Annotated in this window: 12 protein-coding genes; 1 reads left to right on the forward strand and 11 read right to left on the reverse strand. The window is 40.4% G+C overall.

Annotation, left to right across the window (positions count from 1 at the left end; all coding sequences use genetic code 11):
* Positions 1-115: 115 nt before the first annotated feature.
* From E2K98_RS06460 to E2K98_RS06480, 5 genes are all read right to left on the reverse strand, one after another.
* Positions 116-547: an aconitase X swivel domain-containing protein gene (locus E2K98_RS06460; protein WP_133333438.1), complete on the reverse strand. Its 432-nt coding sequence runs from the start codon at positions 545-547 to the stop codon at positions 116-118.
* A gap of 84 nt (positions 548-631) precedes the next feature.
* Positions 632-1393: a FadR/GntR family transcriptional regulator gene (locus E2K98_RS06465; protein WP_165976192.1), complete on the reverse strand. Its 762-nt coding sequence runs from the start codon at positions 1391-1393 to the stop codon at positions 632-634.
* 329 nt (positions 1394-1722) lie between these two features.
* The gene (locus tag E2K98_RS06470) at positions 1723-2748 is read right to left on the reverse strand and encodes an ATP-grasp domain-containing protein (protein ID WP_133333440.1); all 1026 of its coding nucleotides are present in this window, start codon (positions 2746-2748) and stop codon (positions 1723-1725) included.
* Between the two features lie 274 nt (positions 2749-3022).
* On the reverse strand, positions 3023-3466 hold the full coding sequence (locus tag E2K98_RS06475) for an OsmC family protein (RefSeq protein WP_133333441.1): 444 nt from the start codon (positions 3464-3466) through the stop codon (positions 3023-3025).
* 90 nt (positions 3467-3556) lie between these two features.
* Positions 3557-4501: a carbohydrate kinase family protein gene (locus tag E2K98_RS06480; RefSeq protein WP_235824734.1), complete on the reverse strand. Its 945-nt coding sequence runs from the start codon at positions 4499-4501 to the stop codon at positions 3557-3559.
* 197 nt (positions 4502-4698) lie between these two features.
* On the opposite strand from E2K98_RS06480, the gene E2K98_RS06485 reads away from it, so the two are divergent.
* Positions 4699-5973 carry an MFS transporter gene (locus E2K98_RS06485; protein WP_133333443.1) on the forward strand — a complete coding sequence of 425 codons (1275 nt, stop codon included), beginning with the start codon at positions 4699-4701 and terminating at the stop codon, positions 5971-5973.
* Positions 5974-6056: 83 nt separating this feature from the next.
* Here E2K98_RS06485 and E2K98_RS06490 read toward each other — a convergent pair whose 3' ends face one another.
* The 6 genes from E2K98_RS06490 to E2K98_RS06515 form a co-directional block, all read right to left on the reverse strand.
* Positions 6057-6773, reverse strand: coding sequence for a response regulator (locus tag E2K98_RS06490; protein WP_133333444.1), 717 nt, complete (start codon positions 6771-6773; stop codon positions 6057-6059).
* Positions 6736-8361, reverse strand: a complete 1626-nt coding sequence (locus E2K98_RS06495; RefSeq protein WP_133333445.1) for an ATP-binding protein — start codon at positions 8359-8361, stop codon at positions 6736-6738. Before E2K98_RS06495 ends, E2K98_RS06490 begins: the two co-directional genes overlap by 38 nt.
* Positions 8362-8587: 226 nt before the next feature.
* The gene (locus tag E2K98_RS06500; protein ID WP_133333446.1) at positions 8588-10114 is read right to left on the reverse strand and encodes a tripartite tricarboxylate transporter permease; all 1527 of its coding nucleotides are present in this window, start codon (positions 10112-10114) and stop codon (positions 8588-8590) included.
* A 22-nt stretch (positions 10115-10136) separates the two neighbouring features.
* Positions 10137-10592 carry a tripartite tricarboxylate transporter TctB family protein gene (locus E2K98_RS06505; RefSeq protein WP_133333447.1) on the reverse strand — a complete coding sequence of 152 codons (456 nt, stop codon included), beginning with the start codon at positions 10590-10592 and terminating at the stop codon, positions 10137-10139.
* Between the two features lie 64 nt (positions 10593-10656).
* Positions 10657-11685 carry a Bug family tripartite tricarboxylate transporter substrate binding protein gene (locus E2K98_RS06510; RefSeq protein WP_133333448.1) on the reverse strand — a complete coding sequence of 343 codons (1029 nt, stop codon included), beginning with the start codon at positions 11683-11685 and terminating at the stop codon, positions 10657-10659.
* Positions 11686-11860: 175 nt separating this feature from the next.
* On the reverse strand, positions 11861-12703 hold the full coding sequence (locus E2K98_RS06515) for a hypothetical protein (RefSeq protein WP_133333449.1): 843 nt from the start codon (positions 12701-12703) through the stop codon (positions 11861-11863).
* Positions 12704-12806 lie beyond the last annotated feature (103 nt).

The raw sequence follows: 12806 nt of genomic DNA on the forward strand, positions 1-12806 counted from the left end.
ATCTGGGCTTATGTTTATCCTTTAACCACCCCCATTCAGAATATTTCGTGACCTTGTAAGTAGATAAGAGGCACTAACAGAAAGTTGGAATGCGAAATGCCTAGTTGGAGACGGTCTAGATTTGCAATTTTACCTTTCCAGCTTTATCTATAAAAGCATATTTTGCTTTTAACGCATCATCAAAATCTTTAGGAGTTAAGACAATAATCGGGATGGATTTTTGCAGAAATTCATCAGCAACGATAGAGCCGAGCGAAATAATTTCGTCAAGCTGACATAGAAGAATGGCTGTGGGTGCGTGCTCAGAAAAGATCGCTTCGAGAAGGATCCCGCTCCCTGTGCAGGAACCTCTTCCTGTCGGTAAAACAAATACCTTACCAGTTACATTTTCCTTTGATAACGGATGATGTCGGTCAATAATTTCCCCTGTGGTTGGATTTAGTCCACCCCAAAAGCTTAGTGGAACATTTGTGGCTAAAACAGGTCCTTCGGATTGTCCATCTACCAGGACCTGGCCTTTTTTTATAAGGAGTTTACTAGAAGACATTTTTACAACCCCTTTGTTTATTAATAAGGGTGTTGACTCGGAGATGTTTTTAAAAAAACATAATGATATGAAGGAGACTGATAATCATTTCAAATCAGTGAGACTTTGGTTCATTTTCGATGTAATATTTCCCTCGACGTGTTCTGCCATTTTTAATTTGGCCGTATTCGCATCACGGTTTTGAATGGCTTGTGCAATTTCCATTAACTCTATCGCTTGTTGTTCACGAAACTTTTGGTCGTTACCGCTTTCTAAACTTAATGCTGTCTTTCGTAGAACACTTTGAATTCCAAGCATAATGGCAATATGTATTTGGTTTTTTGAGGCATACGCCACTGCTTCATGCATCGCAAGGTCTAGGTCGATTAATTGCTCCCACGGTGTATTGATATCTGTTGTCAGTTCTATGAATTTTTTCGCAATGAGGATAATTTGGTGAGTCTCGAGATGGGTTGCTCTTTCTGCTGCCAAAAAGGCTGTTTTTCCTTCAAAATCGGTACGAAATTCGGCAAGCTCTATAAAGGTTGCTCCGCGGAAGTGAAGTAAGGTTTCCAACGAACGGCCCAGCTGGTCGGGTTTAGGTTCTACTATACTAATGCCACCGTTCACGCCTCTTTTGACTTCTACCACCTGTTCTGCCTCAAGTACCCTTATTGCTTCACGAATGGTTGTCCGGCTTACTTCAAACATACTGGCCATTTCACGTTCGCTTGGAAGCCGATCACCGGTTTTTAATTGGTTACTATAAATTGCATTATAGATTTGAGTGAGAACATCCTCAAAACCTCTAACTGGTTGAACTTTATTAAAAACACTGGCAAACTGGTTGTTTTCCTCTTCATCCACGCAAAAAATCCCTCCCTTCATAATGAATTTCGACCCAAAATTAAAGATTGGAACGTCTAATGGTCAAACCTTTAACCACATTATATTATTATCCAAACACTAAAACTAGCGTGTTATTTTGTGATGTTTTGACTAGTTTTGACGAAAACTGTACGGAACCAACAGTACGGTGCCTGTCACCCTTCGTGGACAAATCGAGGAAAAATGTCCTTTTAGGGCGGACACTTCCTAAACGGGCTTTTGTACTTGTAAAGTGGTATGTAAACTCTTAGAACTGTGACCTCTATATGTAAAAAACCTACCACTTGAATGAATGGCAGGTTTTCCTTTTATTCAATTATCATTTCTTTTTCAATATAACTAGCCCTAATTCCAAATCTAGGTTTCACTAGCTCGATTTCCTCACCTAACAGGATTTTGATGGCGAGGTATGGCATATTGATCCCAGAAAGACAACTATAATGCATCCCCCCGCTCATCCGCGGATTGATTTCCAGTAGTTTAGGGACATCTCCGTTATATTTCACCTGAATGTTAAACACATACGGCAATTGATACTCTTGATGAAAAGCATGAGCCATCTGAATAAGCTCAAAATGTTCAATAAGCTCTCGAACTCTTCCTGAACCTTTTAGCCGTGGAATAGCAGCAATTAATTTTTCTTCTGTTGCCAAACAATCAATGCTATATTCGGGACCGTCTAAGTACTCCAATACCATTAAGTCGGGAAACGACTCACTTTGGCCCAGAATTTCGCACGCATATTGAAAAGGAATCCGACGGCTCATTCCATGATAAAAGAGCTGATCAATGGTGTCATTTTCCTCTCGAATCACCCGAAAACCATTCGCTCCCTCACCGACTACGGGTTTAATACAAACAGTATGCCCTTTTTTCTGTAGCCGTTCATATGCATGTTTAAAAGAATCAACCGTATTCACCACGAAATAATCAGGAATAGAAACCAAAGGTTTACCATTTTTCGCACATTTCTCAATGGATTGGTAGGCTGCAGCCTTATTATCCATTGTCTCCATTAATTCAGCATCAGGGCAAACTAGAACCTTTACACCCAACTCCTCAAATAACGTAAGCCGTTTAGAAATTAGTACGTTTTCCTTTCGAGGAATAAAAATATCAATTTTATGCTTTTTACAAAACTCAAGACAAAACTGAATATATTCCTCACCGGTAACATCCGGTTCAATAAAAGCAAAATCACAATTCTTTAAATAAAGGGCATCCTTGTTGGGATGTGTTCCATAAATCATAAACTTCCGCTGATCCGGATTCTCACGAATCATATCGATATAGTGAGAAACTGTCGTAAACCAGCGATTAAACCAAATATTCATCTGAAACCTCTTTCTGGTTGTTTTATAAAACTTTTTCCATTATAGGCATTCAGAAAAAAATATATACGTTAACCTATTATTCAAGAAAAATAAACCGTGCATAAAACAATTCCAGGTCCAGTTATTAGAAATAAAGGACGTAAACTATTTAACCAGTTTACGTCCTTTTACATTTGCCAAGCTTTTCCTATACCTGCGACCACCGTTGTCCATCCCATGTGGACAAATTTAGCCGTTTGTCCACGTGCGGTGCCTGTCACCTTATTTTGTCACCTTATTTAACGATTACTTTCGGTTGGACTGAGAATTCGATGCTGCATCTTAGGGTGTTGGAGATGAAGCAGGCTTTTTCTGCGCGGACTGCTAGTTCCTCTAATTTTTCGACTGTAACCTCGGCATCCGGGTTTATGTAAATAGTTGGTTTATGATTAATTTGCTTAAATTTCAGCTTTCCATCGATTTTATCAACAATGCCTTCCGAAACAACTTCGAAGCTGACACCCTCAATTTTGCGGTTGCTAATCATCGCTGCCAGTGTAATCATGTAGCAATTATTTGAAGCAGCAATCAAAAGCTCCTCTGGACTTGAGCCAATCCCCGGACCATCAAATTCCTTTGGAACAGAAGCAGTTATATCCAATCCTGCTGCTTCAATATGTCCAGTACCATTCCGATCACCTTGCCATGAACCATTTACAGAAAAACGAGAAATCCCCATTGAAAATCCCCTCCTTAAAATTTCCTTTCTTTTATAATAATTTTAACCTACAATGGAAAGTAATTTTTTCACATCCTATATCAAGAAAACCTAGAACCATTTAAATATTTGCACTTTCTCCTGTAGATTCGTAAGTGCAGTCAACGCACCTATTTCCGTTGTGGAAAGTGCCGCAATTTCGTTCGCGAATTGCGTATATTTTTCTAACTGAGACAGGTTTTCCGGTATCCCTTTTTCATGGAATCCAAACAATATTGCAGCCATGAACGCATCCCCAGCCCCAGTTGTATCAATTGCATTTACCTTTACGGCTGGCACAAAAATTCCGCTTCCACTCCTAATCGCATATGTTCCTTTACTTCCCCTCGTGACCAATAGAAACGGAATCTTCAGGCCCGAGAGCTTCTCCAATCCAGCTTCTAAAGAACTAGTCTCAGTCAGAAACAACAATTCCTCCTCAGCCATTTTCACCAAATCGACTTCTTGCAATATAGAAAGAATTGTTTCCCGGCATTGCTCATCACTCTCCCAGCGCTTCAGCCGAATATTGGTATCAAAAGCCCTTAATAAGCCGGACTCTTTTGCATACTTCAAAGCCCGATCAGTTGTTCCTCTAGCCGTTTCATGAAAAAGTGTCCCGGAACCGAAATAAAAGATCTTAGCATTTTCAAATAAATCACGCTGTAATTCTGACTCCAGCAGCCATTCATCAGGAGTGGGATTGATATAGGAATGAAAAGTCCGCTCACCTTGCTCATTTAAATAAACATATACACGACAAATTTTCTTACTAGGCGTACGGACACAATATTCCGTTTTGACTTTTTCCCGCGCCAGTTCTTTCTCAACAAATAAGCTAGACTCATCCACCCCTAATCTACATAAATAATAGGAGGGAATACCTAGTCTTCTCGTGCCGGCAATCACATTTACCGTAGCACCGCCCAACAACTGTGTAAACTTGGTATTGCTGCGGTCCTTCGAAATATAATCGATAAATGCTTCACCAAACGAAATCACACCATGTTTTTTCAAAGTGTTTGTCACAATCCTTTCAAACATTTACATAAAATTCAAAATATTATAAAATTATTTCTAAGGAAATTATTTTTCTCATTTACTATATACAATAAAAACAAAACTGGAAATATCTTATTTAGGTGGCTATATAAGTGACGATGGCTATGCATATATTTAACTAAAAGCAAAAACAGACCAAAGGGGGAAATTGGATGAAGCGTTTGTCAAAGCAAGAAAAAAGCTGGGTCTTTTACGACTGGGCTAATTCTGCCTATTCGTTACTGATTACGACAGCCATTTTTCCATTATATTTTAAATCGGCAGCAAATGATGCAGGGGTTGCCGCAGTAGACTCGACTGCCTATTGGGGAATTGCCAATTCGATTGCTACCCTGCTGATTTCCATTTGTGCGCCGATATTAGGCACGATAGGTGACTATAAAGGATTTAAGAAACGATTTTTCACTTTTTTCTTTGGACTCGGAATTGTTTTTACCCTGCTGTTAGCCTTCGTTCCCCATCACCAATGGCTGATTCTCTTAATCTGTTATATGTTCACTGTCATCGGTTTTGCTGGAGCGAATATTTTCTACGATGCCTTTCTTGTCGATGTGACCTCTGAGGAACGGATGAACCGGATTTCTGCGAGAGGATTCGCGATGGGGTATATCGGAAGTACCATTCCCTTCATTTTAAGTATCGCCTTAATTATTTTATCATCTAAAGGAATTCTTCCTCTTTCCGTTACCGTTGCAAGTCAGGCTGCCTTTGCGATTACAGCTTTATGGTGGGGATTATTCACCATCCCGATGCTGAAAAACGTAGAACAGGTGTATTATGTCGAGCGTGTTCCCAATCCTGTATCTAATAGCTTTAAAAGAATGGTTGGAACCTTTAAACATATCAAATCTTACCGTGCGCTTTTCCTTTTCCTCGTTGCTTATTTCTTCTATATTGATGGGGTTGATACGGTTATTACCATGTCTACCGTATTTGGTACAGATATCGGCATTAGTTCTAATAACCTCTTAATCATCCTTTTTGCAACGCAAATTGTTGCCTGTCCGTTTTCGATATTATACGGAAAACTTGCAGAAAAATTCAGAGCAAAAAAAATGCTTCTTGTCGGGATTTTTGTCTATATTGTCATTTGTTCCTATGCTTACTTCCTTGATTCAACATTGGATTTTTGGATTCTGGCTATGCTTGTTGCCTCCTCTCAAGGGGGAATTCAGGCCTTAAGCCGTTCGTATTTTGCAAGACTAGTCCCAAAAGAAAATGCCAATGAGTTTTTTGGTTTTTATAATATTTTCTATAAATTTGCCGCTATTTTAGGGCCAACCTTAGTCGGTGTAACAGGAAAACTAGCGGGAGATACAAAAAGCGGCATATTCAGCCTCATTATTTTGTTCGTCATTGGCGGTGCAATTCTACTAAGAGTACCTGAAAAAATAGACTCCTCCCAATCCAATACCGTTTCCAGCTAAACCCAAAAAGGGACTTTGCCACGGCAAAGTCCCTTTTCCAACAATGTCCACTCCACACGGACAAAACCACCCCAAATGTCTTTCTATGGTGTCAGGCACCTGTAGACTCTCTCTGGTCGTCCGACGGTTCCATATGCTAGGTCCGCGGCTATTTTTTCCTCGGACATGAGGTGCTCTAGATAGCGTCTGGCGGTGGTTCGGCTTACACCAATTTCTTTGGCGACGACCTCTGCGGTCAGACCGCAATCCACTTTTCCGAGAACAATCAGTACTTTATCCAGTGTCAGCGGGTCAATTCCTTTCGGCAAATAGGATTTGTCATTTGCCGCCCCAGACCCGCTTACTTCCTTACGCAGCAACTTGTCCACCTGCTGCTGCGTAACATGCAGATTTTCATCGTGTAGTTCCACCAGCTTCAGATGATATTCCTGATAGCGTACTAATGACTGCTTAAAACGCTCAAAAACAACGGGCTTAATCATATAATCGAAAACACCAATACTAATGGCCTCTTGAACTTTATGAATCTCTTTTGTTGCGGTAATCATAATCACGTCCATTTGCTTCACCTGCTGTTTTGTCTCCTTCAGCAAATCAAGCCCATTCATATCCGGAAAATAGACGTCCAATAAAAGAAGGTCAGGCTGCAGTAGTTCGATATAGGTTTTTGCTTCCTCATAATTTACAGCAATCCCCACGGTCTGGAAACCCTCTATTTTTTCAATAAAACGCTTTTGAATTTCCGCAATCCGCAAATCATCCTCAACAATTAACACTTCGATATCGCGGCTCTTTTTCATGTAGGCACCCCCTGCTTTTCGGTATCGCTACCGTAAAAATCGTCCCTTCACCCTTTTCGGATGATAAAGTAACATAACCCTCAAGGTCCCTAATCGCCTTTTGAACAAGGCTTAGACCAATCCCGGCATTACTAACAGTATTCTTTGTCGTAAAACCTGCTTGAAAAATCCGCTCCTGATCCGCTAATGATATTCCCTTTCCATTATCTTCAACCTCGATAATCAGTTCTTTCCCAAGATCGGTTAAAAACAAGGTAACATTCTTTTCTTCCTTGCCATTGTCCCTTACCGCATCAAACGCATTATTAATCAGATTTCCGATGATCGTTACTAGGGTTTCCCTACTAATCTCCTTCGGAACATCTTGAAAACTGCTCTCACGGTCAATTGAAAAATGAATTTTTAGCTCACTAGCCAAGCTGACCTTGCCTAAAATGAATCCGGCAATAATGGGATCCGGGATTTCCCTCATTAAAAAAAGGATGAAACCCTGGGCAAAATCAACTTCTTTAGAAATAAACTCAATAGCTTCTTTATAGGAACCAAGTTGAATCAACCCAAGTAAAGTATAAAGTTTATTAGAATATTCATGTGTCTGAGCCCGCAGCCCTTCAGCATAGGCTTTCACATGGGATAATTCCTGGAGAAGATTGGCAAGCTCAGACTTGTTTCGGAAACTCGCAACTGCTCCAATCACCTCACCCTTTTTATCTAAAATCGGAATGCGGTTCGCCAAATAAACGTCACCATGAATAATAATTTCCTGATCATACTCGGCTTGTCCTGTTTTTACTACATCTAATAGATGAGTATTTTCCAAGACGTCTTCAATTTTTTTCCCGCGAAGCAAAACATCGAGTGGCTCATTTAAAATTTTATGAGCGGTTTCATTCACGACTGTTATTCTTCCCGCTGTGTCGATTGCGATAAGCCCTTCATGGATCGATTCCAGGATGGCATGCTTTTCCTGATACATCCATGCGATTTCTTTAGGTTCAAGTCCAAATATTGCACGTTTTATATTTAATGAGATTAATAGTGCTGCGATTAATCCCCCGATTAAAATAAGTAGAGTGGTAATAAAGATTTTTCGCTGAATTTTTGCAACCTCTGTATGAATATCCTTTTGCATGTAGCCAACGGAGACAACACCGATTACTTTTCCATTGTTAAATATTGGTGCTTTCCCCCTAAGTGAAGGGCCTAATGTCCCAGTCGATTCTGAAATAACCGATTTCCCTTTGAAAACAGCATCATTGTCTCCCCCAACCATTTTTTGTCCCAGCCGGTTTGGTTTTGGATGCGAGTAACGAATTTCGTCGCGGTTCCCAATTACAATAAATTCGGCTCCCACCTGTTTCCGTATTTTTTCCGCGATGGGTTGAATAATGGCGGCTGGGTCGCTAGTAGTAAAAGCGTCTTTAATACCCGGCATATTCGAAATAGTTTGAGCAACAGATAGGGCCTTTGTTCCCATATCGTGCTTAAGATTAGTCTCCATGATATTTTTAAAGGTAATTTCTAATATAACGCCAAGGACAATAATAAGTACGAACATTCCCAGCATTAATTTCGTATGTAAACGCATCCAAACACCTCTATTATTATCATATAAAAAAAAACCCCTTAAAAAAAGGGGTTTTTAAATGGATTTCAGAAATTTTGAAATCTTTATCTCGGATTAACGAGCAGTAAGACCCCCACTTCAAGAATTGAGGTACAAAAAAGATAAGTGTTGGATCAACTGCCCGTAAAAGCCCGATTGGTTCAACTAACAATCAGTGATGAAGCCCCCCAATGATTGAGGTTTCACTTTATCCTTCAACATTGATGACAACTTGTTTCCCTCTCATTTTCATAAGGGTTGGTACAATCAGCCAAAGAATAGCAATAATGAGGAAAGCTAGGGAAATCGGACGGGTGAAAAATACGCTATAGTCCCCATTCGAAATCGTTAAAGCTCTGCGCAAATTGTTTTCAATCATTGGTCCTAAAACAAGTCCAAGTACAAGCGGTGCAATCGGATAATCATTTTTACTAAAGAAATATCCTAAGAGACCACATGCTAGTAATAACAAAAGATCATACATCGATACCTGAACTGCATAGACTCCAAAAATTGAGATCGCGATAATTAATGGAATTAAATATTGTTTTGGTGTTTGAATAATTTTTGCAAAAACTTTTACGAGCGGGAGATTCAAAATTAATAGCATGAGGTTACCGATAAACATACTGGCAATCAAGCCCCAAGCAACACTTGGATGGTCCTCAAATAATAGCGGGCCTGGCTGAACATTATACATCATCAGTGCGCCCATTAAAATTGCCGTCGTACCTGAGCCGGGAATACCCATAGTGAGCAGTGGAATCATCGCTCCTCCAGATGCAGCATTATTCGCAGATTCTGGTGCAGCAACGCCGGCAATTGTTCCTGTACCAAATTTAGATGGATTTTTTGAAATCTTTTTTTCCAGGATGTAGGAGAAAAAAGAAGCTAGCGTTGCACCCGCACCGGGAAGGATTCCTATAAAGAAACCTAGAATCGAACCTCGGGCAATTGGTCCAGCCGATTCTTTAAATTCCTCTTTCGATGGGATCATATTATTAATCCGTGCTATTTCTCCATCTTCTTCTTCTTTTTCCAAAATGGTTTTGAATACTTCGCCGAGAGCAAATAAACCAACAGCTACCGTTAAAAATTCAATTCCTTGATAGAGCCATGGAACATCAAAAGTGAAGCGGGCAATTCCTGAAACGCTGTCAATTCCAATGGTTCCTAATAATAAACCGCAAACTGTCATAATTAGCGCTTTTGTAACCGAATTTCCGGCTAATCCGCTAACTGCCATTAATCCTAATAACATTAGTGAAAAATATTCTGACGGACCGAATTTTAATGCAATGGTTGATAACGGCTGTGCCAGAGCAATCAAGGCGATCAGAGTTACAATCCCGGCCACAAAGGAACCTATTGCAGCGATTGATAAGGCGCTGCCGGCCCGGCCTTTCTTTGCCATCTGATATCCGTCCAAAGTCGTTACAACCGAAGAGGACTCCCCAGGCGTATTTAATAGAATGGAAGTCGTTGATCCTCCATACATAGCTCCGTAATAGACCCCGGCTAAGAGTATGATTGCGCTTGTCGCTGCCTGCTCCGGCGGAAGGGCTCCAGTAACGGATGCCGTGACCGGGATGAGAAGGGCGACTCCGCTCATTGGACCAATCCCTGGGAGAACCCCTACAGCAGTACCAATTAATACGCCAACAAAGGCAAAGAGTAAATTATACCAAATAAGTGCTGTTCCAAATCCATGCATTAAATAATCAATCGTACTCATTAAATAGCCTCCTTTCTAAAAATTAAATCCATACAGGCCAGCCCGGTAGTGTTCCTTTTAGCACTTCTACGAATAAAAAATAGACAATTCCGGAAAAACATGCAGAAATAATGAGTGATTTAATGATTTTCCCGCGTTCCATTGCCTGGAAGCAGACAAAGAGGAAAATAAACGTGGTAATGACATACCCAATCGTTTCAAGCGTTAAAACATAAATTAGAGTTGCTACTAAGATAATAAGAAACGGCTTGTAATCCAGTTTTTCTTTTTTCCCGAATTTGTACCTTTGTCCCCTTAATGTTTCAATAAATAGACGGATGCTTAACAAGGCGAGTGCGATTCCGAGAATGAATGGGAAAATATCTGGTCCGACAACACTACCGTAAGAAGAGCTTGTGAGATTTTTGCTGCCGATGATAAACAGGATTCCAATAACCAGAAACAGCACAGCGGCAAATCGGTCGAATTTTATATCCATTTTATCTAACCTCCTGACTTGAAAATAAGCGGGAAGGAGAAGCTGATTCCCCTTCCCTTTTTGTTTACTTCTGCATGCCTAATGCTTCTAATAATTGTTGAACTTGCTTTTCCTGATCATCCAAGAAAGCTTTGAAGTCTGCGCTGTTTTTGTATTCTAATTCCCAGCCTTGTGTTTCTACTTCGGTTTTCCACTCTGGCGAATTGACTAGTTTATCAATAGCTTTTTCCCAATATGCTTTAGCTTCAGCAGACATTTTTTCAGGACCAAACACACCGCGCCAGATTGTAAATTCAGCATCTATGCCTTGTTCTTTGGCGGTTGGAACATCCTTAAAGTCCCCTCCCAAACGTTCTGCAGCTGTCACGGCAAGAACGCGAATTTTCCCAGCTTTTAAGAATTCCTTAACACTTGATGCATCGGTTCCAATTACGTCTGCGTTACCGCCGAGCAGCGCGGTGATTGCTTCGCCGCCGCCATCATAGGAGACATATTTGATTTTAGTTGGGTCAACACCGTATTTATAAGCTGGCAGAATCGAAACTAAGTGGTCCATGGAGCCTGGTGCAGAACCGCCGGCAAAGGTTAGTTTGCTAGGATCCTTCTTAACTTCTTCCAATACGGATTTTAGATCTTTATATTTTGAATCTTTTTTAACGACAATGGCCCCATAATCCTTTGTTAACTGAGCAAGTGGCGTAGTGTTCTTATAGCCATATGGGCTGTTCCCCTCTTTTTTGAGGTTGTTGATGATAATTGGCGGTGAGTTGACAAAAAGCATGTCGTTGTTTTCAGCTTGCTGGGTAGCATACTCAGCCATAAATACGGCACCGCCGCCACCTGGCTTATTCTCAACCGTTAATGGCTGCTTGACTAGCTTTGTCTCGCTTAAAACCTTTGTAAATGAGCGTGCTGTCAGATCCCATCCGCCCCCTGCACCTGATGGAGCCACAATTGTAATCGCTTTCGTTGGATAGCCAGTACTTTCTTTATTCGTGCTGCTGTTAGATGTTTCCTTACTGCTGCATGCCCCCAAGCTTAGCGCAAGAGCACCTGCACACATTACTGCTGAAATTTTCTTTAGTGTTTTCATTTCATTTCCCCCTTGTAACCGTTTACTTAATTTTATAAAGTTTCAGATAAATTCATAGTTTATACAGTTAAACCGCATAAAAAACTTAACCTCCATTTTGTTCATAAAGTTCACGGAGGGTTCATATTTTTTTCAATATAAAAAAGAGACCTTTTTCAAAGTCCCTTTTCAATCATCATTTTTCCTGTTTTACAATCTTTGATGGATTATTGATTTTATAAAGCACGGTAACATCCACGACAAACTCTTCTTCAACGTCTTTTCCCTTTGGCAATTTTTTTGCCGCAACCTTCCCGTCAAATTCTAGCTTGTCTCCTACTGTTAGCTCAAATTTTTTAAGGGTTTTGCTATGGCTGCACCAAGCATATTCAAGCTCAAGAGGTGAGTCTTGGACTATGGTGACATTCTCTAAAATGACCACTTCATCATTTTCCTCGGTAAATCCATTGTAAGTCAATGCAAACTGTTTAACAGTTGCTGTGAAATGAACCTTTTCTGAAGGAAGATCTAGCTTCTTTGCCTTCTCTTTTTTCGGTTTCTTTGGTTCTTTGGCTTTTTTCGGCTCAGGAGCTTTAGTGGTCTCTGTAGCCGATTCAACTTTTTCATCAGGTTCAGTAGCCAGAATCTCCTCCAAATTGGAACTTTCCGTTTCTGAATCTTGTGAATCGGTTTTTTCCTCTTCCTTTTCTTCAACCGTAAACATACTCTCTTTTCCAAAACTCGCCTGCTGCATTTCCTTTAAATACGCTGGATGGATACAGCTTAAATTGCCATCTTGGAATTCAATGATTAGTGTATTCAAATCATTGGCACGGCCATAAATCTCATACCCTTTAATGGATACTAGCCGCTGGTAGTTCCGCTCCTTATACCAAAACTCTTCCTTTGAGGCAGATAACCCCCACTCCCTGAGCTTTTCCTTGAAATGCTCCTCATCACGGAAAGTTTCAAATTCCCCTTTTGGAGGAATATAATGAGTCAAATCTGATTGTTCCATTTGCGGGCGTTGGATTGCCATTTTTCCACTTCCTTGTTCTAAATAAGTAAATAAATTATATCATGTTCCGGGAAAACTTTGAGGATTAGAATGGGGACGACGCTTTGTACTACCTCAATAGAAA

The sequence above is a fragment of the Bacillus salipaludis genome (genome assembly GCF_004358205.1).

What these genes read in the sequence shown, in the direction of transcription:
- E2K98_RS06475 (WP_133333441.1), bottom strand. Translation starts at nt 3,466, where the DNA reads ATGGGGATTTCTCGTTTTTCTGTAAATGGTTCATGGCAAGGTGATCGG.
- E2K98_RS06460 (WP_133333438.1), bottom strand. Translation starts at nt 547, where the DNA reads ATGTCTTCTAGTAAACTCCTTATAAAAAAAGGCCAGGTCCTGGTAGAT.
- E2K98_RS06470 (WP_133333440.1), bottom strand. Translation starts at nt 2,748, where the DNA reads ATGAATATTTGGTTTAATCGCTGGTTTACGACAGTTTCTCACTATATC.
- E2K98_RS06505 (WP_133333447.1), bottom strand. Translation starts at nt 10,592, where the DNA reads ATGGATATAAAATTCGACCGATTTGCCGCTGTGCTGTTTCTGGTTATT.
- E2K98_RS06515 (WP_133333449.1), bottom strand. Translation starts at nt 12,703, where the DNA reads ATGGCAATCCAACGCCCGCAAATGGAACAATCAGATTTGACTCATTAT.
- E2K98_RS06485 (WP_133333443.1), top strand. Translation starts at nt 4,699, where the DNA reads ATGAAGCGTTTGTCAAAGCAAGAAAAAAGCTGGGTCTTTTACGACTGG.
- E2K98_RS06495 (WP_133333445.1), bottom strand. Translation starts at nt 8,361, where the DNA reads ATGCGTTTACATACGAAATTAATGCTGGGAATGTTCGTACTTATTATT.
- E2K98_RS06490 (WP_133333444.1), bottom strand. Translation starts at nt 6,773, where the DNA reads ATGAAAAAGAGCCGCGATATCGAAGTGTTAATTGTTGAGGATGATTTG.
- E2K98_RS06510 (WP_133333448.1), bottom strand. Translation starts at nt 11,685, where the DNA reads ATGAAAACACTAAAGAAAATTTCAGCAGTAATGTGTGCAGGTGCTCTT.
- E2K98_RS06500 (WP_133333446.1), bottom strand. Translation starts at nt 10,114, where the DNA reads ATGAGTACGATTGATTATTTAATGCATGGATTTGGAACAGCACTTATT.